Origin of the sequence: Streptomyces albus subsp. chlorinus (assembly GCF_013302895.1) — a bacterium.
GTDB classification, from domain to species: domain Bacteria; phylum Actinomycetota; class Actinomycetes; order Streptomycetales; family Streptomycetaceae; genus Streptomyces; species Streptomyces chlorinus.
The window spans coordinates 225,998-248,767 of record NZ_VJOK01000001.1 but is presented as its reverse complement, the minus strand read 5'-3'; the positions used below and the strand labels follow the sequence as shown (position 1 = coordinate 248,767).

General features: G+C 71.1%; 22 protein-coding genes. 9 read left to right on the top strand and 13 right to left on the bottom strand.

The window, feature by feature from the left end; all coding sequences use genetic code 11:
• Positions 1–6: 6 nt before the first annotated feature.
• The 4 genes from FM076_RS01195 to FM076_RS01180 form a co-directional block, all read right to left on the bottom strand.
• The gene (locus FM076_RS01195) at positions 7–1,293 is read right to left on the bottom strand and encodes a flavin-containing monooxygenase (protein WP_173868091.1); all 1,287 of its coding nucleotides are present in this window, start codon (positions 1,291–1,293) and stop codon (positions 7–9) included.
• A gap of 259 nt (positions 1,294–1,552) precedes the next feature.
• Entirely contained in the window at positions 1,553–2,593 is a 1,041-nt protein-coding gene (locus tag FM076_RS01190) for a vWA domain-containing protein (protein ID WP_173868090.1), read from the bottom strand.
• Between the two features lie 752 nt (positions 2,594–3,345).
• Positions 3,346–4,116, bottom strand: coding sequence for a methyltransferase domain-containing protein (locus FM076_RS01185; protein ID WP_173868089.1), 771 nt, complete (start codon positions 4,114–4,116; stop codon positions 3,346–3,348).
• Between the two features lie 830 nt (positions 4,117–4,946).
• Positions 4,947–5,609 carry a TetR/AcrR family transcriptional regulator gene (locus tag FM076_RS01180; RefSeq protein ID WP_173868088.1) on the bottom strand — a complete coding sequence of 221 codons (663 nt, stop codon included), beginning with the start codon at positions 5,607–5,609 and terminating at the stop codon, positions 4,947–4,949.
• Positions 5,610–5,694: 85 nt separating this feature from the next.
• Here FM076_RS01180 and FM076_RS01175 point away from each other — a divergent pair, with 85 nt between their 5' ends.
• Positions 5,695–7,239 (top strand): FAD-dependent oxidoreductase, encoded by a 1,545-nt coding sequence (locus FM076_RS01175; RefSeq protein WP_173868087.1) that lies wholly within the window; start codon positions 5,695–5,697, stop codon positions 7,237–7,239.
• Positions 7,240–7,278: 39 nt separating this feature from the next.
• Here FM076_RS01175 and FM076_RS01170 read toward each other — a convergent pair whose 3' ends face one another.
• Positions 7,279–7,431: a helix-turn-helix domain-containing protein gene (locus FM076_RS01170; protein ID WP_428814624.1), complete on the bottom strand. Its 153-nt coding sequence runs from the start codon at positions 7,429–7,431 to the stop codon at positions 7,279–7,281.
• A 312-nt stretch (positions 7,432–7,743) separates the two neighbouring features.
• On the opposite strand from FM076_RS01170, the gene FM076_RS01165 reads away from it, so the two are divergent.
• From FM076_RS01165 to FM076_RS01155, 3 genes are all read left to right on the top strand, one after another.
• Positions 7,744–8,160, top strand: coding sequence for a hypothetical protein (locus tag FM076_RS01165; RefSeq protein WP_173868085.1), 417 nt, complete (start codon positions 7,744–7,746; stop codon positions 8,158–8,160).
• Positions 8,161–8,291: 131 nt separating this feature from the next.
• A complete protein-coding gene (locus FM076_RS01160) occupies positions 8,292–9,143 on the top strand; it encodes an AraC family transcriptional regulator (protein ID WP_202034904.1) in 852 nt (283 codons plus the stop codon).
• Between the two features lie 159 nt (positions 9,144–9,302).
• Positions 9,303–10,067: a class I SAM-dependent methyltransferase gene (locus FM076_RS01155; protein ID WP_173868084.1), complete on the top strand. Its 765-nt coding sequence runs from the start codon at positions 9,303–9,305 to the stop codon at positions 10,065–10,067.
• A 107-nt stretch (positions 10,068–10,174) separates the two neighbouring features.
• On the opposite strand, the gene FM076_RS01150 is transcribed toward FM076_RS01155, so the two are convergent.
• A complete protein-coding gene (locus FM076_RS01150; protein ID WP_173868083.1) occupies positions 10,175–10,735 on the bottom strand; it encodes a cysteine hydrolase family protein in 561 nt (186 codons plus the stop codon).
• A 345-nt stretch (positions 10,736–11,080) separates the two neighbouring features.
• Between FM076_RS01150 and FM076_RS01145 the strand changes: the two genes are divergently transcribed.
• On the top strand, positions 11,081–12,274 hold the full coding sequence (locus FM076_RS01145; RefSeq protein ID WP_345944838.1) for an alpha/beta hydrolase family protein: 1,194 nt from the start codon (positions 11,081–11,083) through the stop codon (positions 12,272–12,274).
• Between the two features lie 188 nt (positions 12,275–12,462).
• On the opposite strand, the gene FM076_RS01140 is transcribed toward FM076_RS01145, so the two are convergent.
• From FM076_RS01140 to FM076_RS01120, 5 genes are all read right to left on the bottom strand, one after another.
• The gene (locus FM076_RS01140; RefSeq protein WP_173868081.1) at positions 12,463–12,969 is read right to left on the bottom strand and encodes a YfcE family phosphodiesterase; all 507 of its coding nucleotides are present in this window, start codon (positions 12,967–12,969) and stop codon (positions 12,463–12,465) included.
• Positions 12,970–13,219: 250 nt separating this feature from the next.
• Entirely contained in the window at positions 13,220–13,780 is a 561-nt protein-coding gene (locus FM076_RS01135) for a hypothetical protein (protein ID WP_173868080.1), read from the bottom strand.
• A gap of 562 nt (positions 13,781–14,342) precedes the next feature.
• The gene (locus FM076_RS01130) at positions 14,343–14,567 is read right to left on the bottom strand and encodes a hypothetical protein (RefSeq protein WP_173868079.1); all 225 of its coding nucleotides are present in this window, start codon (positions 14,565–14,567) and stop codon (positions 14,343–14,345) included.
• 5 nt (positions 14,568–14,572) lie between these two features.
• Positions 14,573–15,169: a helix-turn-helix transcriptional regulator gene (locus FM076_RS01125; RefSeq protein ID WP_173868078.1), complete on the bottom strand. Its 597-nt coding sequence runs from the start codon at positions 15,167–15,169 to the stop codon at positions 14,573–14,575.
• 288 nt (positions 15,170–15,457) lie between these two features.
• Positions 15,458–15,868 carry a VOC family protein gene (locus FM076_RS01120; protein WP_173868077.1) on the bottom strand — a complete coding sequence of 137 codons (411 nt, stop codon included), beginning with the start codon at positions 15,866–15,868 and terminating at the stop codon, positions 15,458–15,460.
• 192 nt (positions 15,869–16,060) lie between these two features.
• Between FM076_RS01120 and FM076_RS01115 the strand changes: the two genes are divergently transcribed.
• Positions 16,061–16,708 (top strand): carbonic anhydrase, encoded by a 648-nt coding sequence (locus tag FM076_RS01115; RefSeq protein WP_173868076.1) that lies wholly within the window; start codon positions 16,061–16,063, stop codon positions 16,706–16,708.
• Positions 16,709–16,965: 257 nt separating this feature from the next.
• On the opposite strand, the gene FM076_RS01110 is transcribed toward FM076_RS01115, so the two are convergent.
• Both FM076_RS01110 and FM076_RS01105 read right to left on the bottom strand, forming a co-directional pair.
• Positions 16,966–17,943 (bottom strand): L-threonylcarbamoyladenylate synthase, encoded by a 978-nt coding sequence (locus FM076_RS01110; RefSeq protein WP_173868075.1) that lies wholly within the window; start codon positions 17,941–17,943, stop codon positions 16,966–16,968.
• Positions 17,944–18,315: 372 nt separating this feature from the next.
• The gene (locus FM076_RS01105) at positions 18,316–18,810 is read right to left on the bottom strand and encodes an Lrp/AsnC family transcriptional regulator (protein ID WP_173868074.1); all 495 of its coding nucleotides are present in this window, start codon (positions 18,808–18,810) and stop codon (positions 18,316–18,318) included.
• A 73-nt stretch (positions 18,811–18,883) separates the two neighbouring features.
• Here FM076_RS01105 and FM076_RS01100 point away from each other — a divergent pair, with 73 nt between their 5' ends.
• The 3 genes from FM076_RS01100 (at position 18,884) to FM076_RS33030 (ending at position 21,768) form a co-directional block, all read left to right on the top strand.
• Complete coding sequence (locus FM076_RS01100) at positions 18,884–19,894, top strand: DMT family transporter (protein WP_173868073.1); 1,011 nt, start codon at positions 18,884–18,886, stop codon at positions 19,892–19,894.
• 402 nt (positions 19,895–20,296) lie between these two features.
• Positions 20,297–21,055: an MFS transporter gene (locus FM076_RS33035; RefSeq protein ID WP_202034903.1), complete on the top strand. Its 759-nt coding sequence runs from the start codon at positions 20,297–20,299 to the stop codon at positions 21,053–21,055.
• Positions 21,055–21,768 (top strand): MFS transporter, encoded by a 714-nt coding sequence (locus FM076_RS33030; RefSeq protein ID WP_202034902.1) that lies wholly within the window; start codon positions 21,055–21,057, stop codon positions 21,766–21,768. Before FM076_RS33035 ends, FM076_RS33030 begins: the two co-directional genes overlap by 1 nt.
• Positions 21,769–22,770: the final 1,002 nt, after the last annotated feature.

The window sequence follows — 22,770 nt, the reverse complement described above, 5'->3', positions numbered from 1 at the left end:
TGCTCCTCAGCTCTTACGGGTCGCTCGCGCGGTGCCGGACCGGTCGGTGGTGCCATAGGCCAGGTACCTGCGCCGGGTCGCGATGTGGTCCGCGATGTGTCTGGCGTCGTGCCAGACACCCCAGATGAAGCTCGACCCGCGACGGGACAGCCAGGGGAGCCCGAGAAAGTAGACGCCGGGCTCGCGGGACACCCCCCGTCGGTGGGCCGGCCGGCCGTTCTCGTCGAACGCGTCGACCTGGAGCCAGCCGTAGTCGGTGGCGAAACCCGTCGCCCACACGATCGAGGTGACGCCTGCACCGGCGAGATCGAGTCGCGGAAGGGGGTCGGTCACGCATTCCGGGTCCGGCGCGAGGAGATGGGCCTCGGGCTCCTCGGGGAGGCCGAGGCCGTTGCGCTCGACGTACGCGTCGGCCGCGCGGAGGAGTGCGAGGTACTTGGCGTCACCGAGCGCGATGTTCTCGGCGAGATCCGGCGCGAAACGCAGTACACCGTCCTCGTAGGAAGCGGTCATACCGACGAGTTCGATACCGGTGCGGGCCAGCGCGCGGAAGTCCACGGTGTGGCCGCCCCGCGCGCCGCTGACCGCGATGGTGACATGCTCGGCGCCCTGAGGGGGTGTCTCCGCGTCCCAGAGCCCGAGCACCCCGAGCCACCAGCAGAAGTCACGTCCGCGGTAGGTGCGGGGAGGGCGGTCGTGCGGGCCGACGGAGAGGAAGACCCGGCGGCCCGAGCGGCGCAGCTCATCGGCGATCTGGACCCCCGAGGAGCCGGCCCCGACCACGAGGACCGCGCCGTCGGGCAGCTGCCGGGGATTGCGGTACCCGCTGGAGTGGAGCTGCACGGGAACGGCGCCGTCCGGCACGATGGGCGGGATCACGGGCCGCTGGAACGGCCCGGTCGCGGCCACGACGAAGCGCGCGTCGATGGTGCCCTCCGCCGTCTCGACCCGGAAGCCCGGCCGGCCGGGGCGTTTGCGCACCGAGGTCACCTCGACACCGCACCGGACCGGGGCGGCGATCTTCTCGGCGTAGGCGACGACGTAGTCCGCCACCTGTTCCTTCGAGGCGAAGGCGTCCGGGGCGACGTCGGGGAACTCCATCCCGGGGAAGCGGTCGTGCCACGCGGGGCCGTTGGCGACCAGGGAGTCCCACCGCTCCGAGCGCCACCGCTCGGCGATGCGGTGCCGCTCCAGGACGATGTGCGGTATACCGCCTGCTCCCAGGTGCTCGCTCATCGCCACACCTGCCTGACCGGCCCCGACGACGACTACTTCGGTCTCTTCACTCGACATGTCAACCTCCGCTCAGGCGGCAGCTCGGCCGGTGTCGCGTTGGCCGTGCCATCGCCCGGGAAATCCTCGTGCGCGGCGGAAGTTCTGTCGAACAGATGTTTTTGCTGAGGGCGATCTGTTTTACCGATGAAGCCGTCGAAGTGCGGCGGGGACAGCTGGTTCGGCCAGGCCGGCAAACGTGCCCGCTCGACGCCGGATCCTGGATCGCGGCCGGCGCTCCGGCCCGGCACCCGCAGGAGGGGTGCCGGGCCGCGCGCGTTCAGAGCATCAGCAGCAGCCGCGTGTGCGGCACGAGCTTCCGGTTCACGCTGGTGCTCTGGACGAAGATGGTGAAGTCGTCGTTGTGGTCAGGCTTGACGCGCACTTCCACATCCGGCAGGCCGAGCAGGGCCCGGGCCTCGGGGCCGGTGTACACCCGGTCCGTCTTCTTCTCCAGCACCGCGATCTGCTTCCGCGCCTGGATCTTCTCCGACTTGCTCAGCTGGTAGAACGCCCCGCCGGTACGGTACGTGTGGCCGCACTCGACGACCCAGTCACGGATCGCCGCCTCACGAGCCACCGGTATCAGCTGGTACTCCGACGGATCCACCGGGGTCAGTCCGGCCGCCTCGATGGTGTCCTTGTTGACCGTCTCCGCACCCGTGGAGAACACGGCCCGCGAACCCCGGATGCCCTGGGCGCGGCCCACCATGAACCTTTCGGTGGCCTGCTGGATGACCTGCCCGGCCTCCTCCAGGCCCTGTGTGCTCGTGGCGTCCCAGATGGCGATGTTGTCCTTGGGGAAGCCGCACTGCATGGCCTCGCGCTTGCCCATCTGATCCGGCACGAGAACGGCCAGCGTCCAGTTGTCGTCCTGCTTCGCGATCATCTCCGCGACGGCGCCGACCAGTTCGCGCGGATTCCGGGCAGGAGCGTCAGGGCAGCGGTGGCTCGCGTTCTCCTGCCCGTCGGTCAGCACGAACGTCAGGAAGCTGTGATCGCCGTACAGTTGCGCTGTCTGCGCCAGCTCCCGCTGTGACTTCAGCGCGGCGGCCAGCAGGGCTGTCATCCCGCCGACCCGGTACAACTGCTGGAGCGACGGCATCCGCAGCACGTCCTTGTCATAAATGACGCACTCCACCTTGTCGGCGAAGACGTACACCGTGACGCGGGTCTCCTGGTCGAGTTCCCTCGACCGCCGGGCAAGGTAGGCGATCTGCTGGTCGGCGACCTCGACGACCTTCTGCCTCAGATGAGACATGGACGAACTGGCATCCAGCACGAGAGCAACGTGGTTGATGTAGTTCTGGGTTCCGGACATGGCAGCGCCCCCTCTTCCGACTCGGTGCTTCCAGCCTCTCACCCACCACTGACAATCGATCTTGGAACGGACCGCGTGAAAACCCGTCCGACCTGGGATCCGGCCGGGCGCGATACGAGGGCCCGCCTCCACCTGAACCTGCTCCTCCGGCGGCATGAAACGCCGCCTCGCCGTCGCCGTGATCCTGGCCGGCAATCCCCGGACCATCGTCCCCGACGGGCCCACCACCGGCCGCGACTCCCGCCCCCGCCACCGCGGTTGGCAGCTCATCGGCCACCTCGTCACCGACCGGACCGCCACGTCCACTGCGCGAAGCCGCGGAACCGCCCACCTGCTCCTCACCCAGTGCCGGCCGGTAGCCGGCCGGGGTGCTGACGACGACGTCGGCCCCGAGCGGGGAACGGGTCCGGGAGGCCCGGATCCGCAGCGCGTCGGCCGGGTGCCGGGTCGCCCGGCGACTCCTCCCGCCACAGGCCGTCCCCCAGCCGCGCGGTGCCGCTACCGGAGCGTTCGGCCGTGAGCAGCGCGGACGGACCCCGCAGCCGGGGCGCGGTGATCTCCCGGCGGCGGTGGCCACGCGGGAGGGCCAGGCCGATCACTCGCCTGGTCAGTCCAGTGACAGCGGGAGTCCGGTCGGCCGTTCAGGACCCGGGCCGGGGTGATGAGGGAGAGGGAAGTGATGGCGTACGGTCAGCCCCGGCAGGGAAGCCGTCGTCGGCCGGTACCGTCGGGGCGGGCGCGCCGCCGCGGGTTCACGCAGGCGGCCGCGTGACGCGGAGTACGTGCTGGTCGTGGCGCATGGCATAGCCGCCCTCGCCGTCACCGAGGTGCTGCCGGACATACGCCTCGACCGCCTCCCTGGCCGGCGGCTCGCAGCCGGGGACACTGAGGTGGAAGCCGGCGACCCGGACGGTCTCGTCCAGATCCCGGCTGCGGTAGCGGGCGGGGACGACATCCAGCCGGGCATCGGCGACCAGGCCGGGCGGGAGCGCGGCCAACTCCTCGGCCAGCTCCCTCAGATCGAAGCGGCTGCCGGTGAAATGACGGACCATGCGCATACAGGCGTTGTCCGGGTCCTGCAGGACGAGGAGCAGGACACCGCCCGGCGCCACCCACCCCAGGACGCGAGCCACCGTCGCGGTCCACTGTGCGCGCGGCACGTAGTACAGCACATGCGACAGCAGAGCCAGATCGGCCCGCGCTTCCACCCTGGCCTCCGACACGGGTTCCGCGACCAGCTCGGCCTGCGGGCAGGCCCGCGCCAAGGCGCGCCGCATCGGCTCGCTCGGCTCGATGCACACGGTGTGCTCGAAGAAAGGGGTCAGGTACCGCGTTGTCGTACCGTCGGCGGCGCCCACGTCCAGGAACACCTTCCGGGAGGGCAACTGCTCGACCACCCGGCGCAGGTAGGCATGGGTGGTGGCCTTCTCGTCGGAACCGGCGAGAAACAGGCGCCACGCGTCCCGATAGGCATCCTCGTCCGTCAGCAGGTTCTCTGCTTCCGCGGTCTTCCGTGCTTCCACTCCCGCGCTCCCTTCGTCCGGAACGGCACGCGCACCGGTGCCGCCGGTGACTCGTCGAGGCGACAGTGACACGGTCGGTGCGCCCGGTGAGTGACCGGCACGCCGCTGAGGAGCCTGCCTTGCAGGGCAGGCCGACCGGGCGGAGGAGACCGGTCACCGGAATGGTTCTGGAGCCCAGGGCCGCCCTCGTTCGGCAGGGCCGTCGGCGTTCGGTGGAGGCGCCCGGACCCGGGGACATCGGTACGCGGACCTGCGGGTCCGGGCTCGGCGCATGCCAGACTCATGCTGCCTTGCGGCAGACTCATGCTGCTTGCGGCTGTCCGGGCTCCTCGGCAGGGCGCTTCGCCTTTGCAGCGCGCTCCTGTGCCGACAGCGGGCCGCTGCTCAGGAGCAGGCCGGACACGAGCGCGCCGAGGGCCAGAACGACCGCGCACCACCAGGCAGAACACCGTGGAACAGCTGCGGACCGGTGGAACAGCTGTGGGCGCCGCGAGGCGCAACCGCTCCACGGACGGCTTGCCCCGCGTGTGGCTCCCAAGGCCATAGCGGGTAGCGGTGCCGGCTGTCCCCGTGCTGTCTGCGAAAGTCGGCCGTGAACCCGGAGCAGGACCCCGCGCACGGACGGGCCGGGAACCGACGGGGTCCACCAGTTCGTCACGGCGCCCCTCGTGGTGGCCGAGGACCGTCTGGCCACCCTCGCCTCGACCGGCTCGACAGCTCGAAACACTCTTACGAGACTCTCACCCAACCGGCTCAAACGACTTCAATACCGGACCGCCACCCTCGACAGCCTCACAGCCGGCACCCGCCTCACCCTCGACCACCCAGCATCACCCTGACGAGCCGGAGTCGGTAACACGGCCCTGGGCATGCGCTGTTGGGGGATCGATGCCGTGCTGGAGGGCGCGGAACGCCTGCTCCAGGTGGGCCGTGTGCCGCGCGGCGAGTGCGTCGAGGGATGTCCCACCCGTGGCGACGAGTTGTCGGACGGTGGCGACGGTGACCGTGCGATAGCAGGTGATGATGAGTGCGGCGGTGAGGGGCGCGTCGCCTGTGAAACGGGGGTCCGCGTCGAGTTCGGCAACGATGGCGGCCTCGGCCTCGTAGGCGAACTCGCGGAGCCGCGCAATGAGGGTCGGGGCGTCCCGCACCACGCGCACAAACGGCGCGATGCCCTCGGCGAGGCCGGAGAGGGGATGCCTTTCCTCCGCCATCGCGATGGCGAGACGGAGCATCCGCTCTGTTACTGACAGCTCGTCCGGCCGGGTTCTCAGCGCGTTCCTGAGGGTTTCCAGGGCGCTGGGAATGCGGTCGAGCAGCAGGTCTTCCTTGCGGTCGAAGTGGGAGAAGACCGTCACGCGCGACACGCCGGCCTCCCGTGCGATCTCCGCGATGGTGACGTCGTCGAAACCGCGCTCGAGGAAGAGGTCGGTCGCGATCCGCGCGATGCGCGCTCGCGTCTTCGACCCGCCCCGGTCTCCCTTGTTCGCCATGAGCGCCACCTTACCCTGACCCAGTATGTTTACCATGTAAGCTTACCGAGTTCAGTTTGCTCGTCGGGCAGAAAGAGGGCACGGCATGGAAACCAAGGAGCGGGCCGAGGCCGTCGTGGTCGGCGCGGGCCCCACAGGTCTGCTCGCAGCGAGCGAGTTGGCCTTGCAGGGCATCGAGGTGGTGGTGCTGGACCGGCTCACCGAGCCCGACCACACGATCAAGGCCGGCTCGATCAACATCGCCAGCGCCGAGATCCTCGACCGTCGTGGGCTACTGGGCGAGGCCGAGGCCGTGCAGCGCACACTGATGGAGCGGGTGGGGATGCGGGTCCCCGCGCTTGCCCCGGGCACGCTGCCGGCATTCCCCGCGATGGGTCACTTCGGGGGAATTTTCTTCGACGCCTCCGCCATCGACCAAAGCGATCCGGTGCTGTCCGAGCACACCGCGGCAGCGGGAGGAATCGCCGTGCCGCAGGCAGAGGTGGAGCTGATTCTCCGCGAGCGATGCGCGGCGCGGGGCGTCGAGATCCGTCGCGGTGTGACGGTGACCTCGCTGGAGCACACGGGTGCGTCGTGGGACGACGACGCCGATGTCCTGGTGGAGACCAGCGCCGGCACCATCATGGCGGGCTGGGTGGTCGCGGCGGACGGTGGGCGCAGCACGGTTCGCAAGCTGCTGGAGATCGACTTCGTGGGCACGGAGCCCACCCTCGTCGGCTACCAGGCGGTGGTGCGGATGCAGCCCGCCGAGGCTCTGTCGCGGGGCTGGACCTGGACACCGCGAGGTGTGTACGCGTCAGGGCCCGTGCCCGGCCGTGTTCTGGTGGCTCGTTTCGGGGAGCAGCCTGCCGACAAGCGGGCGGAGGTGAGCGTGGAGGAGCTGCAGGAGGTGCTGCGGGATGTGACCGGCCATGAGCTCACGATCACCGGAGCCCAAGGGCGGATCACCCGCTGGTCCGACAACTCGCGGTACGCCGCACGGTACCGACGCGGGCGCGTCCTGCTCGCCGGAGACGCCGCGCACGTCCATCCGCCGTTCAGCGGGCAGGGCCTCAACCTCGGCTTCGGTGACGCCGTGAACCTCGGCTGGAAGCTCGCCGCCACCATCTGCGGCACCGCTCCCGCCGGGCTGCTCGATTCCTACGAGAGCGAGCGCCAGAGGATCGCGGCGCAGGTGCTCGACTGGACTCGTGCGCAGGTGTCGATCATGCGCGGCGACCCGCAGAGTGCCCAGATGCGCGGCATCCTGCAGGACGAGTTGCTGCCCCTGCCGGCCGTCGCGACCCGCATGCTCGCCCGTACGGCTGGCATCACGCAGCGCTATGAGGTGACCGCGAACCCCAGGGGCGCGGAAGGCACTCTCGTCGGCAACGGTCTCATGGGCGACGGGAGTCGCTTCGCCGAGTACGCCCATGACGGAGGTTTCGTCCTCGTCGACCGCACCGTGGACGCGCGGCACGCAGAACTCGCCAAGACATGGACCCCGGGCGTCACGATCGTCCGGGACTCCGAGAGAGACGCCCCCAGCATCCTCGTCCGCCCGGACGGGATCATCGCCTGGGAGGGCGGCGACGACACGGATCAGGAACGGCTGGCCGCGGCGCTGCGCCGGTGGGCCGGTAGACGATGACCACCACCCTCACGGCCGCTCCCGCGGCGCTGAAGACTCCTACCCGCTCGGGCCGCGGGAGGCCGGAGCCCGCACACCACCCTCTCGCCACAGCCGACGCCACCGGCAAACCGACTTCGGGCTCACGCGCAGTTGCCGCGCGACCTGAGATGGCCTGGCCTTCTGCTCGGACATCGCAGTCCCTGCATCCACACGGTCCTCTGCGTCGGCGTCCCGCAGCAGTCAGCCGCCCCACCCGTGTTTCTCACACAGCAAGGAGGACGACCACCACCTCGGACTCGACAGGGACTTCGCCGAAGTTCACCCCCGACAAACACCCCGACAAGCACCCCGACAAGCCGGAGCCGGTAACCGCCGGGTGTCCCGGACAAGGTGCTGACCAGGCTGGACACGGCCGGTCTGTCCGGGACACCCGGCGGTCGTTGCCGTGCTCGGCCGGCACTCAACACCATGTGACCCGTCCGAAACACCGCACACACGGCGGCAACAGGGAAGGAACAGCCCATGCTTCGTCTCGTGAAGGTCGGGGCGCTCGCGCTCTCACTCGCCGGGAGCGCGCTTCTGGCCACGGCGACCCACGCCACGGCCCAGCCCGCAGGCACCACTGCGGACAGCTGCACCATCATCGCCCAGGCGCCCACCTATGCGAACGGCACCGTCACCGCGGCCGGAGAAGGCAGTTGCCGCCCGTTGGGAAACGACGAACTGGTGGTCACCGAGGTCACCCTCACCCGGGACGGCCAGACCGTGGCAAGCGACTGGACCGGATGCGAGTACTCACCCTGCGAGGCGTCGGCGAGCGCCCCCAACCGTTCCGGGAACCAGCAGTGGTGCACTTATGTCGAGGTCAGCACCATGGAATGGGGAGGCAACCTGAAATCCTGGGGACGCCACTCCTCGTGTGAGAACGCGAGCTGGTGACAGCCGGTACATGACGCGTCGGCACGGCACGCTTTCCGAGGCGCGGAGTGCGGCACCCCGGCTCGTCCGGTGGTGCCGCGCCCTGTGACGCCTCCGGCGCGGACATCCTGTCTGGGGGCTATGTTGGTCACATGCTGTCGACCGGGACGCTCGACTGGAGCTCGTGGGACGTCGCTGTCCCGCGTCCGCCCGGTCGGCTGCCGGGGATCAGAATGGCCGGCTTCCGCCCGCACGTTCCCGCACCAGTCGACATCGCCATGATCGCCCACCCCTCCGTCACCCTGCTCATCGACCTGAGCGACGGAGGAGACCTCGCCTATGACGCCCATGGCCGGCACGGGCGCGGCAGTGTCGCCGCCGGGCTGCTCCCCGGTGAACTCCGGGCGAACGGCCAGGTGGGGGAGGTGCTCGAGATCCGGTTGGAACCGACCGTGGCGGCCTTTCTGCTCGGCGCTTCGGCCGGTCTCATGGGGACGGTGGTCCCCCTGGAAGAGGTGTGGGGCCGCGCCGCAGGGGAAGCCGAGGACCGGCTGCGCGCGGCCGGGTCGTGGAACGAGCGCTTCACGACAGCGGCGGAGATCCTCACCCGGCTGACACGGAAGAGCACCCGTCCACCGGTCGACCGGGAAGTCGCTCATGCCTGGCGACGGACGCTCGGCACGCGGGGGCGGGTGCGTGTCGACAGCCTGGCGGACGAGGTCGGCTGGAGCCGCAAACGCCTGTGGGCCCGTTTCCGTTCCCAGCTCGGCATCACACCCAAACGCGCCGCCCGGCTGGTGCGCTTCGACCACGCCGCCCACCTCCTCGCGGCGGGTCGCACCGCCGCCGCGGTCGCCGCCGAGAGCGGATACTTCGACCAGTCCCACCTCCACCACGAGGCCAAGGAGTTCACGGGGCTCACCCCCGCGGCGGTGGCCGTCGCGCCGTGGCTCGCGATCGACGACGTCGCATGGGCCGCGCCCGCCGCCGCTTCCGGGATCTGATCCGCCTCCACGTCGTCGTCCCGCAGCCACTCGATCGCCGGCCCCGTACTCCGCGAGGGAAGGGAACGGGGACCGGGGCAGGGAAGGGAACGGGGAACTTGGGAAGGCCGGGGACATTTTTCCAAGACGCCGGCAACGGACACTCACGACCCTGCGGGTATGTCCAAGAACACTTCCGATGTCACACCTCCGCCCGTACACCGGCCGCGATACGGCGTCGACGCCCCGGCACTCCCAGCGGCCCTCGGCGCCGCCGGAGCCGTCTGCTGTCTGGCCGCCGGCCGGCGACGGCCAGGGCGCGGGGCGACAGCGATCGCGGGCGCGGTGCTGTTCGCCCACGCCGGCGTCTACCTTCACACCACCCTCCGCGGCAAGCTGCGCGTGTGGCGGCGGCAGCTGGACCTGGCCGGTCTGAACGGTGACGAGCGGCTGCTCGATCTGGGATGCGGTCGCGGCGCGGTGCTGATCGAGGCTGCCCGGCGGCTGCCGAGGGGCCACGCCGTGGGCGTGGACCTGTGGTCAGGGAAGGACCAGAGCAACAACCGGCCCGATGCCACGCTCGCCAACGCCGCCGCGGCAGGGGTCGTCGACCGGGCGGAGGTGACCACGGCCGACATGACCGCGCTCCCGTTCCCCGACGGTTCCTTCGACGTCGTCACGAGCGCGCTGGCGCTCCACAACATCCCTTCCTTCGAAGGGCAGTACCGCGCCCTGGACGAGGCCATGCGGGTCCTGCGTCCGGGCGGGCGGCTGTTCGTCGCCGACTTCTGGTTCGCGGCCAGGAAGTACGCCGCACACCTCGGACAGGGCACGCTGCGCGGGCTCGGGCCCGGGTACTGGTACGGAAGCCCGTTGCTCGGCGTCACACTGCTGCATGCCGTCAAAAAGCCTGCGGCAGCCGGGACTTCTGCTCCGGGACAGTAGGCCCACCCTGGTCCAGCAGGTCCGCCGCGGTCCGTACATGACGCCGCACTGATGGCATGCGCGCCAGGAGGAGCCGCCTCCCGTGTGGTGGGTCGCCTGGCGCGTCGTTACCGGAAGGCGAGCGCCTCGACCCACTCGTCGACCGTGACGACGTCCGCCCACTGCGGGAAAAGTCGCTCGACGAGAACCCGGTGCACCTCCGGGTCGGTGTCCAGACAGGCGTCGGACAGGACGGTGAGACCGAAATCCATGTCGTTCGCCTGGCACAGGGTGGACAGCACCACAGCGCTGGTGGCGATCCCGGTGAGGACGAGGCTGTCGATCCCGCGTGCCCTCAGCACCACGTCGGGATCGCTGCCCGAGAACGCGCTGGCGCGCCTCTTGGTGACCACCACATCGCCTGGCCGGGGCGCGACTTCAGGGTGGATCTCGGTGCCCGGAGCGCCTTCGACGTAGAGGCCGGCCTGTGCGATGGCGGCCAGAGGCCTGTTGCGCGTGCCGACTTCCGGGAAGCCGGGGCGGAGCGCGATGACCACGTAGACCACGGGAATATCCGCCGCACGGGCCCCGTCGATCGCCCTGCGCAGACGCGGCAGATATCCGGAGCCGTCGTCGACGACGTCCACGATGGCCTGTTGGACGTCCATCACGAGAAGGGCGCGGCTCATGTCGTCTCCACAAGAGAGCTGAGTTCGGTGGTCGGGCAGTCGGGTTCTGCTGCCCGGGTCCTACGCGGTGTCGGTCGTGCGCCACCCGGACCCAGGGTTGCTCGTGAGGGATGACGGCGTTGTCCGGCCGCGACCAGGGGCCGTGCCGGGAGACGGGGGATCCGTTGGGCAGGCGGCGCGTGCGGAAGAGGCTCCGGCACGAACCGCGAGGCCCGGGTCCAGACCCGGTCCGGAACGGTTCCCCGGATTCGCCCGCAGGGAACGGCCCGACGAACAGCCCTGAGAAACCCGGGTGGTCATGCTCTGGAAGCGTGCCCGAACAATGCGCTCGCCTTGCCCGGGGATGTGTCGTTGGATCGTCGGGGATCGACGTCGAAGGAGAGAGTGAACCAGGTGACGAGTCATTCCACGGACGCCGGGCGTTTGCAGGTACCACCGCCGGGCGGTCCGCACCGGGTAGGGACGCAGGCACTGCCGTTTCTCGACCCGGACCGTGCCGACCCGTGGCAGCCGCATCGGTGCCGTGAGCTGATGGTGCAACTGTGGTACCCCGCCGCACCGTTGGCGGGGAGTACTCCACCCCCTGCCCGCTACCTGACACTGCCGGTGGCCGCGCACGTGCTCCAGATGTGGGCCGAAGAAGGAGAGGAGTTCGGCGCCGGGCCGCACGAAGCGCTGGCCGGAGTACGGGTCCACGCGACAGAGGGGGCGCCGGTGGCCGACGGAACGCGCCGGCCTCTGGTGCTGCTCTCGCCCGGTCTGGGCGAGTACCGGGCAGGACTGACCGCGTTGGCCGAGGACCTGGCCTCACGCGGATTCGTGGTGGCAGGCGTCGACCATCCCGGCGACGCTGCCGCGGTGGAGTTCCCCAACGGACGCGTCGTCCCTCACCACGAGCCGAAGGACGAGGAGGGCAGCTCCGCCGCCGACGGCTCCACCACCGATGTGGAATCCCGTTACCTCGCGACCCGCGTCGCCGACCTCCGGTTCGTCCTGGACCAGCTCCTCGCCTCCCCTTCGCCGTGGCACGGTGTGCTGGACACGACCAGGGTCGGGGTCGCCGGGCACTCTCTGGGCGGTGCGGCAGCCGCAGAGCTGGCACGGACCGACGCCCGCCCTGCCGCCATCGCTGTCCTCGACGGCAGTCTGTACGGCCCGGTGCTCTCCAGCGGCCTGGACCTGCCGGTCCTCCTGTGCGGCCTCACCCCGCCCGACCCCGAGGATCCGGACATCCTCGCCGGCTGGGACCGGCTATGGCCGCTGCTGCGAGGCCCGCGCCACCATACGGCGGTACGCGGCGCGGGACACATGTCGGCCACCGACTTCGATGTCCTGGCAGGGCCACTGGGGCTGCGTGACCCGGACGACCCCGACGACGCCTTCAGCTTCGGCACGCTGCCACCGGGCCGCGGCATCGCCCTGGTACGTGTGGTGCTCACAGCGTTCTTCAACGAGCACCTGAGGAACAGCCCCACACCCATACCGCACGCAGCGTTCCCCGAACTGTCCTTGGACACCGCCCCGCGGAAAGAGTGCTGATCACTGCCGCCCCGGCTGACCGCCACCGCCCATCGCCTGTCGCCCATCACCTGTCGCCCACCGCCTGGCAGCGTTCCGCCTCGCCGCTACCGTGCGCGTGGGTGTCCTGCTTGGGCCCGCGGGACGAGCCGTCTCGCATCGACGACCTGAGCGGGGAGGCGAGGTATTCGCCTCGACGGCGCGTCGGTTCAACGGCGCGGCGGCAGCCGGTGCAGCTTCACCTCGGTCAGGCGCCCGGCCGTTGCCTCGGCGGTCATGTAGGTGCAGTGCGGCTGGCGCCGCCGGTCCGTCGGCGAGCCGGGGTTGAGCAGGCGCAGCCTGCCGTCCTCCGTGACGGTGTCCCAGGGGATGTGGCTGTGCCCGAAGACCAGGACGTCCAGGTCGGGGAAGCGGGCGGCGCACCGGCGCTCCCGTCCCTGCGCCGGGCCCGTCTCGTGGACGGCTCCGAAACGCAGGCCCGCCAGCTCCGCGTACGCCACCTCGGGCAACCGGGCCCGCAGCTCGGGGCCGTCATTGTTCCCGTACACACCGATGAGCCGCCGGGCCCGCGCCTCCAGCAGCTCCAGGGTGGCGGTGTCCACCCAGTCGCCCGCGTGCACGACGACATCGGCGCGCGGGACCTCGTCCAGCAACTCATCGGGCAGCCGCTTGGCTCGCTTGGGCAGATGCGTGTCGGACATGAGGAGGAGACGCACGCGCCGACCGTAACGCACTGCGCCGCGCCTGGCCCACTGTTCACCAGCGCGCCGCCAGCCGTCTCCAGCGCCTCATCGCGCCGAGACACGGCGGCGCGGCTCGGGGGCCGCCGCATCCTCGGGCCCGGCAGTGTGGCCGGGCCCGAGTGCCTTCGCTTTCAGGGGAACCCCTGGAGGTCACGGGGACCCCTGGAGGTTTCGACGGGGTCCCCGCGAAGTTGGAGCGTGGGGGTGCGGAGAGCCTTGGGGCTCAGCGGTGCATGGTGCGGATGACGCCGACATTGTCGTTCCAGGCCCCGAGATTGGGGACCGGAAGCCAGGTATTGAGGTTCTTGGTGCCGCCCTTGTCGGTGAACGTGGCGTAGTTGCACTGGTTGAAGCCCTTGACGGAACTCAGCACGTTCCCCCACTCGAAGGGCAAAGTGGTGCCCAGGCGCAAGTAGTACCCGTCTCCATCGCAGGGGCCATACAGCCCGTAGGCGTCCCAGTAGTTGAATCCTGTGCTGTACTCGTAATTGGCGTGTTCGTACAGCCTCAAGAGGTGGGTCTGAGTGCTCAGCCTGGGCGTGAGGCCGGGGTGTGCCTCTTTGACCTCGGCGGTCGCCTTCGCGAGCGCGTCCGCCGAGGACTTGCGTGAACAAGCGGTGCCCACGACGGGCGACACACCGTTCTTCGGTGCCTTGCCGACGATCACCGCACAGCGCTTGCCGCTGACAGGCTCTTTGGCGGCGGCATGTGCCGGGCCTGTCGCGACGGCCAAGCCGAGCAGCGACGCGACGATGACGGACGCGGTCAGCGTTCTGGATGCCATTTCTTCCCCCTCTATGGCCTCTTGGGATGAGAAGACCGTAGACAGCCTCCATAAACGACTGATGAACACGCTTGCTCCGAGGGGGAGTGGACGCTCGATCACCGGCACTCGCGCATGGCCTGCTCGCGGGCCCCAGCAGGAGGTGCGCCTGCTCGGCCGTACGAGAGCGAGCGTCCGCCGGTGCGGGCCGCTCTCGCGAACTGCCGGACGCGGTCGCCCGGGGCTGCTCCGCGTTGACCGCACAGGGCTCACCGGGCGATCGGTGTGGCGCTGGCGCCGGTCGCGGCGGGGGACCCGGCGGTCTCGGTCTGGCCGTATGCCGGGCACCTGTCGTAACCGGTGCGGCGGTGCGGTCGTACCAGCGGATGTCGGTGCGCGTGCGGCCGGCGGACTGTTGATGACGGCGCGCGTGCCGTCCGCGGCGGTCAGGAGTGGATACAGCTCGCGGGTGAGTGTGAAGTGTCCGCGATGGTTGGTGGCGAGCTGCCCCACGCGGCCGGGTCCGACCCGCCACCCCCGGGCGCCATGACGCCGGCGACGGCCATCAGGAGTCGAGCTGCTCTTAGCGGTCGCTGCTCCGTGCGGCGGCGGCGCGCACGCTGGCGGCGTCGGCAAGGTCCACGCCGTTGACGTCACGCCCCTCCGTGCCCCGAAGAGCGGCCCGGCCGGCCTCGGCGCGGCGCGCCGGGACCAGGAGGCGAGCCTTGGCGGCTGCCTCAGGGCCGGTCACCTCAAGGGTGACGGTCGCGGGGAATGTGCGGGACGGGATGGACGCGGTGGTTGCCATGGCCCTCACGCCAGGGGCTTCTCGCCGACGTCGGCTTCTCGCTTCCTGACCGGTCTTGTCACCTGTTTCGCCACGCACGCCGGCATCCCCTCCAGCGTGACCGCCGAGTCCGCATCAGCGGCCGTACGCGCGGCGTCGGCACGGTCGGCCGACGCGTCCCCCTCCCGTGCACCCGCCCGGCGCGTATCCGCCCCATGCGTATCCGCCCGGTGCGCGTTCGAGGTCTGCGCGTCCGCCGCACGGCGTCGGAAAGCTCCGGGCGGCATGCCGACCAGCTCGGTGAAGCGGGTGGTGAACGTGCCCAGCGACGCACAGCCGACCGCGAAGCAGACCTCGGTGACGCTGAGGTCACCGCGCCGCAGCAAGGCCGCCGCCCGCTCGATACGGCGCGTCATCAGGTACGCGTACGGCGATTCCCCGTAGGCGGCCCGGAACTGCCGGCTGAGGTGCCCGGCGGACATGTTCACACCGCGTGCCAGCGCCTCCACGTTCAGCGGCTGCGCGTACTCCCTGTCGATCCGGTCGCGGACACGGCGCAGCCGCGCGAGATCGGCCAGGCGCTGCGCCTCGACACGTGCACGCCGCCACTCGGGCTGGCACATGGGCTCTCCTCTTCGACGAGTCGTTCTTCAATCCACCGGCACCGGTCGGCACCGACGCCGGCACCAGCACGGACACCGACTCCGACGGTCCTTCACCGCGAGTGTCCGGGGTGTCCGACGGCTCACCTCCGGACACTCGCGGCGAAGGACCGTCGGGTCGGAGCCGTCCCGCCGGAGCCGTCCGGTCGGAAGCAGGCATCGGAACCGGCCGGTCGGCACCGGCAAGCCGGAGCCGACCACCCGGAACCGACCACCCGGCCGGTGCGGTCCCGTCGGCGTCCGCCCGTTTCAGCGAAGTTCCTGGATGCGGACCAGATTGCCCGCGGGATCGCGGAAGGCGCAGTCGCGGATGCCGTACGGCTGCTCGGTCGGCTCCTGGACGACCTCGGTGTCACCGGCCTGCACCTTCTCGAACGTGGCGTCGAGATCGCGGGTGGCCAGCAGGATCCAGCCGTAGGTGCCCTTGGCCATCATCGCGGTGATGGTGCGGCGCTCGTCCTCGGTGATCCCCGGGTCGGCGGCCGGCGGCGCCAGGAGGAGGGATGTATCGGGCTGACCGGCCGGGCCGACCGTGATCCAGCGCATCCGGCCCTGCCCGACGTCGCCGCGGACCTCGAAGCCGAGGACGTCGCGGTAGAAGGCGAGTGAAGCGTCGGGGTCGTCGTGCGGCAGGGCGCTCGTGTGAATGGTGATGTCCATGCTGAGCAGGCTAGAGCCCGTCTGTCTCCCGTGCTTCTCGATTCCTGACCGATCACCGGGGGAGCAAGCCGTCCGCCCGCCTGGCAGGAGCAACCCGTCCGCCCGCCCGGAGCGGAGCGTGCCGTCGCACCGCCTGGTCGCGGTCCCGACCAGGCGGTGCGACGGCCGGTGTCCGGCTCGTAAGCTGCGGTCATGACCGAGAACCAGACCCCGACGCCCCGCGAAGCCTTCGATCTGCTGCTGGCCGGCAACCAGCGCTTCGTCGCGGGCTCTCCTGAGCATCCCAACCAGGACGCCACCCGCCGCGCCGAGATCGCCCCGGGCCAGCAGCCCTTCGCCGTGCTCTTCGGATGTTCCGACTCCCGGCTCGCCGCCGAGATCATCTTCGACCGCGGCCTGGGTGACCTGTTCGTGGTGCGCACCGCCGGTCACGTGGTGGGCGCGGAAGTACTGGGCAGCATCGAATACGGCGTGGAGGTGCTGGGCAGCCCGCTTGTCGTGGTGCTCGGTCACGATTCGTGCGGCGCGGTCGGCGCGGCGTGCGCCGCGCTGGAGGACGGCAAGGCACCGGCCGGGTACGTACGGGACGTCGTCGAGCGGGTGACCCCGAGCGTGCTGGCGGCGCGTGCCGCCGGGCGGGTCGCGCCGGACGAGATCCTGGCCGAGCACGTGCGGCACACCGTCGACCTGCTGCTGGACCGCTCCCGGGCACTCGCCGAAAAGGTCGCCGCCGGCCAGACCGCCGTGGTGGGTCTGTGCTACCGCTTGGCCGACGGCACCGCGCAGCTCGTCGCGGCCCGTGGCCTCGACGCGGCGGTCCCCACCGTGCCCGCGTCCTGACCGCCCCGGCCGTCCGTGTCCGCCGGACCGCCGGCAGTGATGCGCCGCGGCCGGAGGGGGCCCGTCCACGCGAGGAGGACCGGCGGACTCACCGCCTCGCTCCTCCACGGAAGGGCCCCCGGGGCTCACGGAGCCCGACCCCGCGCCCCGCGGGCACGCTGCCCGCGCGGCCCCGGCGCGGCACCGGTACGGACCCGGCACGAGTCGTCGGCCGTACCGGTGTGCGGCGCGGGGGAGCGGTCGTCACCGGGTACCGGTCACGCGGTGGGCCTGGGGCCCGCGGCGCGGCGGAGCCGGTTGGCGATCGCCAGCCCCAGCCCCTCCTCCGTCGGCAAGGAGGCGACGACGAGGTCGCACCCCCGCTGGTCGAATTCGCGCAGGAACCCGTAGAGCCCGCGCGCGTAGGCGGCCGTCGATCCGGGGACTGCCACCTTGGTGTGTGCCTTCACCGGGGTACCGGCGCAGGAGGGAGGCAGCAGGACGCCCACCCGGTGTCCCGACTCCTGCGCGAGTTCCGCCTCGGCGACGACCTTCTCGGGCTCGACGAGGACGACCCGGGCCCTCGGTGCGTAGTGGGACGGGTGCTGGCCCGGCACCCGCACGCGGCTCGTCGAGGGGACCGGGAGCGGGCGTCCCAGCACCGCTTCGAGGTCCTCGCGCGTGACCCCGCCGGGCCGCAGGATGCTCGGGTTCCCGCCCGTGGCGTCGACGATGGTCGACTCGACGCCGACCTCGCACGGCCCACCGTCCAGCACGAAGTCGACGGCATCACCGAGCTCCGCCCGGACGTCGTTCGCCGTGGTGGGGCTGACCTGGCCGAAGCGGTTGGCGGACGGGGCCGTGACACCACCGCCGAAATCCGCCAGCAGCGCGCGTGTGACGGGGTGGTCGGGCACGCGTACGGCCACCGTCTCCAGGCCGCCGGTCGCCTCCAGCGGTACACGGGGGCCGCGCCGCAGGACCAGGGTGAGCGGCCCCGGCCAGAAGTGTTCGGCCAGCAGGCGCGCCGTCGTCGGCACCTCCTCGACCCAGTCGTCCAGCTGCGCGGAGCCACCGAGGTGGACGATCAGCGGATGGGAGGGCGGACGCCCCTTGACCTGGAAGATGCGCGAGACAGCGGCGGGGTTCTCGGCGTCGGCGCCCAGACCGTAGACGGTCTCGGTCGGGATGGCCACCAGCCCTCCGGAGCGCAGTACACCGGCCGCTTTCTCGATATCACTGGTTCTTGCCGTCACTCTCGCAATCCTAGGCGCACCTGGGGGACGAGTGACGGCCGTGATCGCTGTCTCACCTCATCGGGGGGCTCGGCCGGCTCCTCGCCCCTCCTCCCCGGCCGGCGAGGGCAGCACACAGGGTGGGCGGCAGGCGCGGCACCGCGGCCGGAGGGCCGACGGCGGCAGCCGGAACCGGGCGACCGGGACCGGGTGACGGGAAGGAGCACGCGGATGCGGGGAAGGGCAATGCGGGGAAGGACACCGAGGGCGGCCGGGGTAGCGCCAAGGCGGGCTTACGGGGCGGCGGGCGGCAGGCGGGGAAGCGCCGTGGCCGTGGCTTTCTGCGCGGCCACGGCCCTGCTGTGCGCCTCAGCCGGCGCCCAGGCTCCCCGGTCAGCGGGTTTTGCGGGTGGAACGGGGGCGGTTCGGGCTGGTCGGTTCGAGGCAGCGGGACTGGACGTGCTCGTAGACCATCGTGGTCTGTACGTCGGCCACTTCGCGGCGTTCGGTGAGGCGGTCGATCACGAAGGCGTACACGCTGTCCACGTTCGGGACGGCCACGTGGATGAGGAAGTCGTGACTGCCCGAGGTGACGAACAGGCCGACCACCTCCGGCAGTTGCGCCGCCCATTCCCGGAAGCCCTCGATGACGGGGCGGGCCGGAGGCCGGATGCGCACGGAGATGAGTGCCTGGACAGGTCGGCCGGCCGCGTCGAGGTCCAACGCCGCGTGGTAACCGGTGATCACGCCGCGCTCGCGGAGCAGCCTCACCCGCTCCAGCGAGGTGGAGGGCGAGACGCCGGTCTTGGCCGCGAGGTCGCGGTTGGTCTGCCGTGCATCGTTCTGCAATTCCCGCAGCAGGGCCCTGTCCAGCGCATCAAGTTCCATGAAAACCACTGTACGCCGATCGATATGCGGCAATTCGTGATCCATTGAGGACTTCTGCCTAGTCTCCCTGGCCATGGATACGCAAAAAGACGGCGCCGCGTTCGGCGTGGGCCTGGTGTTGGTGACGGCGGTGCTGTGGGGCACCGTCGGCCCCGCCCAGGTGCTGGCCTCCAGTCCCATGACACCGGCGGCCCTGGGCGGATGGCGGCTGCTCGCGGGCGGGCTGGTCCTCGGGGTGTTCACCGTGCGCCCGAAGACGATGCGGATTCTGGCCGCGCCGACGATCGTGCGCCCGCTGTTGGTCTGCGCGTTGTCGACGAGTGTCTACCAGGCGGCCTTCCTCGGCTCGGTGGCGCGCACCGGTGCGGCTCTGGCCACGGTGGTCGCCCTGGGCACCGCGCCCGTGGCGACGGGCCTCTGCGCCAGGTGGGTCACCGGTGAGCGGATGGGGCCCGCCTGGTCGGCCAGCACCGTCGCGGCTGTCGCGGGCTGCGGCCTCCTGCTGGCGCCGGGAGGCAGCCGTGTGGATCCGCTCGGCCTCTTCCTGGCCGTTGCCGCCGGTACCTGCTACGGCCTGTACACCGTCTCGGCCAAGCAGTTGGCCACCACCACTACCAACGCACACCTGCCCGCGCTCTCCGCCCTCTCCCTCCTGGTCGGCTCTCTCCCCCTGCTGCCCTGGATGATCAACGGCGCCGCCGCGATGCGCGACGGCGCCACCCTCGGCCTGATCGCCTGGCTGGGCGTCGTCACCACCGCGGCCGCCTACTGGCTGTTCACCCTGGGGCTCAGCCGGGTGCGGGCGACCACGGCCGGGACACTCAGCCTCGCCGAGCCCCTGGCCGCGGCCCTCATCGGCGCGCTTCTCCTCCACGAACGCCTCTCAGCCTCGGCGTGGGCCGGCTGCGCCCTGATCCTCCTCGGAATGGTCACCACGTGCCTGCCCTCGCTGACCCGCGGCCGCTCTTCCGTACGAGCGACGCACACGGCGCGGAACCGCCGCACCACGTTCGCCGGGCACCCGGAACAGCCTGGCAGGGGCGAAGTATGTGCGGGTCAGTCGGAAGCCAGCACCAAGTCCTAGTGTTCCCGGCCGGCCGGGGCGAACACCGCGCCTCAGCAACGCTGGTGACGAGCCGACGGCTCTCCGCCATCGCTCGGCGCGTCTCCCGCGCCCACCCCCCGGCACCCCCGCCCGCCCTGCCCGGCTGCCCGAGCGGTACCGGTTCCGGAAGCCGGTCAGGCGCTCGCGGGGGCCTTCGTGAGCGCTTCGTCGTCGGGGGCGCCCGTCAGCACGGCATCCAGGAGCCCCGGGTAGCGGGCGTCGAGGTACGTAGCTTTACGAACAATGAGGGCGGCGTCCGAGGACGTTGCTCGCGACCGTTCGCGCAGCCCCAGAAGGAGCGCACTGCCATGCCCGCAACCTCAGCGCCGCCACGTAAGACCTCGGAGGGCACCCCCACGCCACCTCGGCTGGACGCTCGCCTTGCTGGCCCTCGCCCAACTGCTGTACGGCCTCGACCTGAACATCGTGTGCGTGGCCCTCCCCGAGATCGGACAGGACCTGGGCTTCCCCGGCCAGACCCAGCAGTTGGTCGTCAGCGCCTATGTCGTCTTCGCCGGCGGCTTCCTGCTGTTCGGAGGGCGCGCGGCCGACCTGCTGGGCCGGCGCAGAATGTTCGTCCTCGCCCTCGCCCTGTACGCGCTGTCGTCACTGGCCGGCGGCCTCGCGCCCAGCCCCGGGTTCATCGTCGTGGCCCGTGCCGTTCAGGGCGTCGGCGGCGCCCTGCTGCTGCCGTCCACCCTCGCGCTGATCAACACCCTCTTCCAGGAAGGCCCCCAGCGGAACAAGGCGCTCGCGGTCTGGGGCGGCGCCGGGGCCAGCGGTCTGACCCTCGGCGCGCTTCTGGGCGGCCTGCTGACCGACAGGTTCGGCTGGTCCGCGGTCTTCTTCGTCAACGTGCCCATCGGCGGGTTGAGCGCGCTGGTGTCCGCCCTCGTCGAAGGGCCCGAACTGGGGTGGGGCGACGGCCTTGTGACCGGGGCGTTCGTCCTCGCGGTTCTCCTGCTGGGACTCTTCGTCCTGATCGAGGTTCGCAGCTCCGATCCGTTGATGCCGTTCCGGCTGCTGGGCAACCGCAGTCTCACCGTCGGGACGCTCGTCACCTTCCTCTACATGGCGACCTTCGGTGTCCTGCCCTACTTCCTCACCGTCCTGATGCAGAGCGTGCACTCACCGTCCTGATGCAGAGCGTGCACGGCTACAACGCCCTGCAGACCGGCCTCGTCTTCCTGAGCCCCTCACTCGCGATCGCCACCGGCACCCAACTCGGAGAGCGCCTCGTCGGCAGGATCGGCACTCGCACCACGCTGATCACCGGCTTCGTCATCGGAGTGATCGGCACGGCCGCTCTCGCGCTCGGCTTCGACGCCGACGCCGGCTACGGACTGCTGGTGCCCGGCCTCATCGTCTCCGGGGTGGGCCAGGGCATCGTGTGGACCGCGATGTGGATCGCCGCCGCCACCGGAACCGCCCCGCGGGAACAGGGCGTGGCCAACGGCATCGCCTCAACCGCCCTCAACCTCGGCAACGCCATCGGCCACCCGGCTGCCACCCGCCGTCCGAGCCTCTCCGGGGCACCCGGCCGGTTGTCACACCGCCCTGCCGGGGTGCGCGCGGGCCGGTCCCGGTCGGATCCCGTCCCGGTTGTCGGTGCCGGGGCCGCAAGCGACCTCGGCGCCAGCGGGGCGTTCCCCCGCGCCTCGATGGTGACGCTCGTCGGCTTGGGCGACGGGGCGGGATCCCGGCTTGGGCGCTCAATCCCTTCGGCGGCGCGGACTTCGGGGAGTACGGCGGACAGCGGCCGGTCACCTCTTTCGCCCAGGCGTGGCACGAGGAGACAGAGGTGCTCGCCGGTGCGCTGCGGGAGGTCCGTCCCAGGATCGGTGACGGCGTGAACCTGAACGGAACACCGGTCACGGCGTCCCCAGCAAGCCGCACTCCCTCTCGGTGCTTCGTCTCCGAGCTTCGGCACGGTCTGACCCACCGTTTCCGCGAGTACGTGGCCACCGCCCGGGCGAACCGCCGGGTCTTCGGTGAAACTCCCACGCGAGCGGTCCCGACCAGCCTCGGTGCAGCCCGCCGGGGGCGATCAGCAGCAGCCTGGGCTGACAAGTGGCGGGGCGGTCCCGGCGAAACGAGTGGGCGCGCCCCGCAACAGCAGGCATCAGCCGGCCGGGGCCTGTCCGGTGGATCTGGCCGGACAGGCCCCAGCACCTGTGAGGGCTCAGCGTTTGAGAGTGAAGGTCACCGCACGGTGCCGGGAGCGCACCAGCACGGGCGCGGGTGCCCAGCGACCCCAGCTGCCCCGGTGGGCCCGGGGCGGCGGTGGACCGTATGGCGACTGCCAGGCGGGGCGCCCGCCCTGGTCCCGGGTGCCTGTGTGACCGAAGGCGCGGGGGGATGCCCGCGGCCTCTCGGCAACGGTGTGTGAAAGGGGGAAGCGTGCGGCGTTCAGTCGCACCGGCCGGACGGAGATCCGCGCCGCGATGCGGGCCTCGGCGCCGCTCGCCTCGTCTTCCAGGCGATACGGCCCGTCGGCGTCGAGGCGCCAGGCGGAAAGGAGCCCGGCGCGCGCGTTGACGCGGGATTCGCCGTGTGCCAGGAGGCGCTTGGACGCGCAGGCGTGGCAACGGCACAGACAGAGTGGCAGACATGTGGGCAAGGCCCGGTTCGTGAGCACAGAAGTACACCGGTTTCCGTGAGAAGTCCGCAGCAAGAGGCAGCGCGGCGCACATGCGCGACGCGCGACGAATCAGCGCTCGGGGGATCTCACAGGGTGTACAACGGCGTGTCTCCTGAGTCGGACGGCTTGGTTCGGGCAGCACGTTAGTAGCGCACAGCCGCGCCGCTCCACTGGTTTTCGAGCGCCTCACCCCCTGGCTCCCCACCGTCCGGCG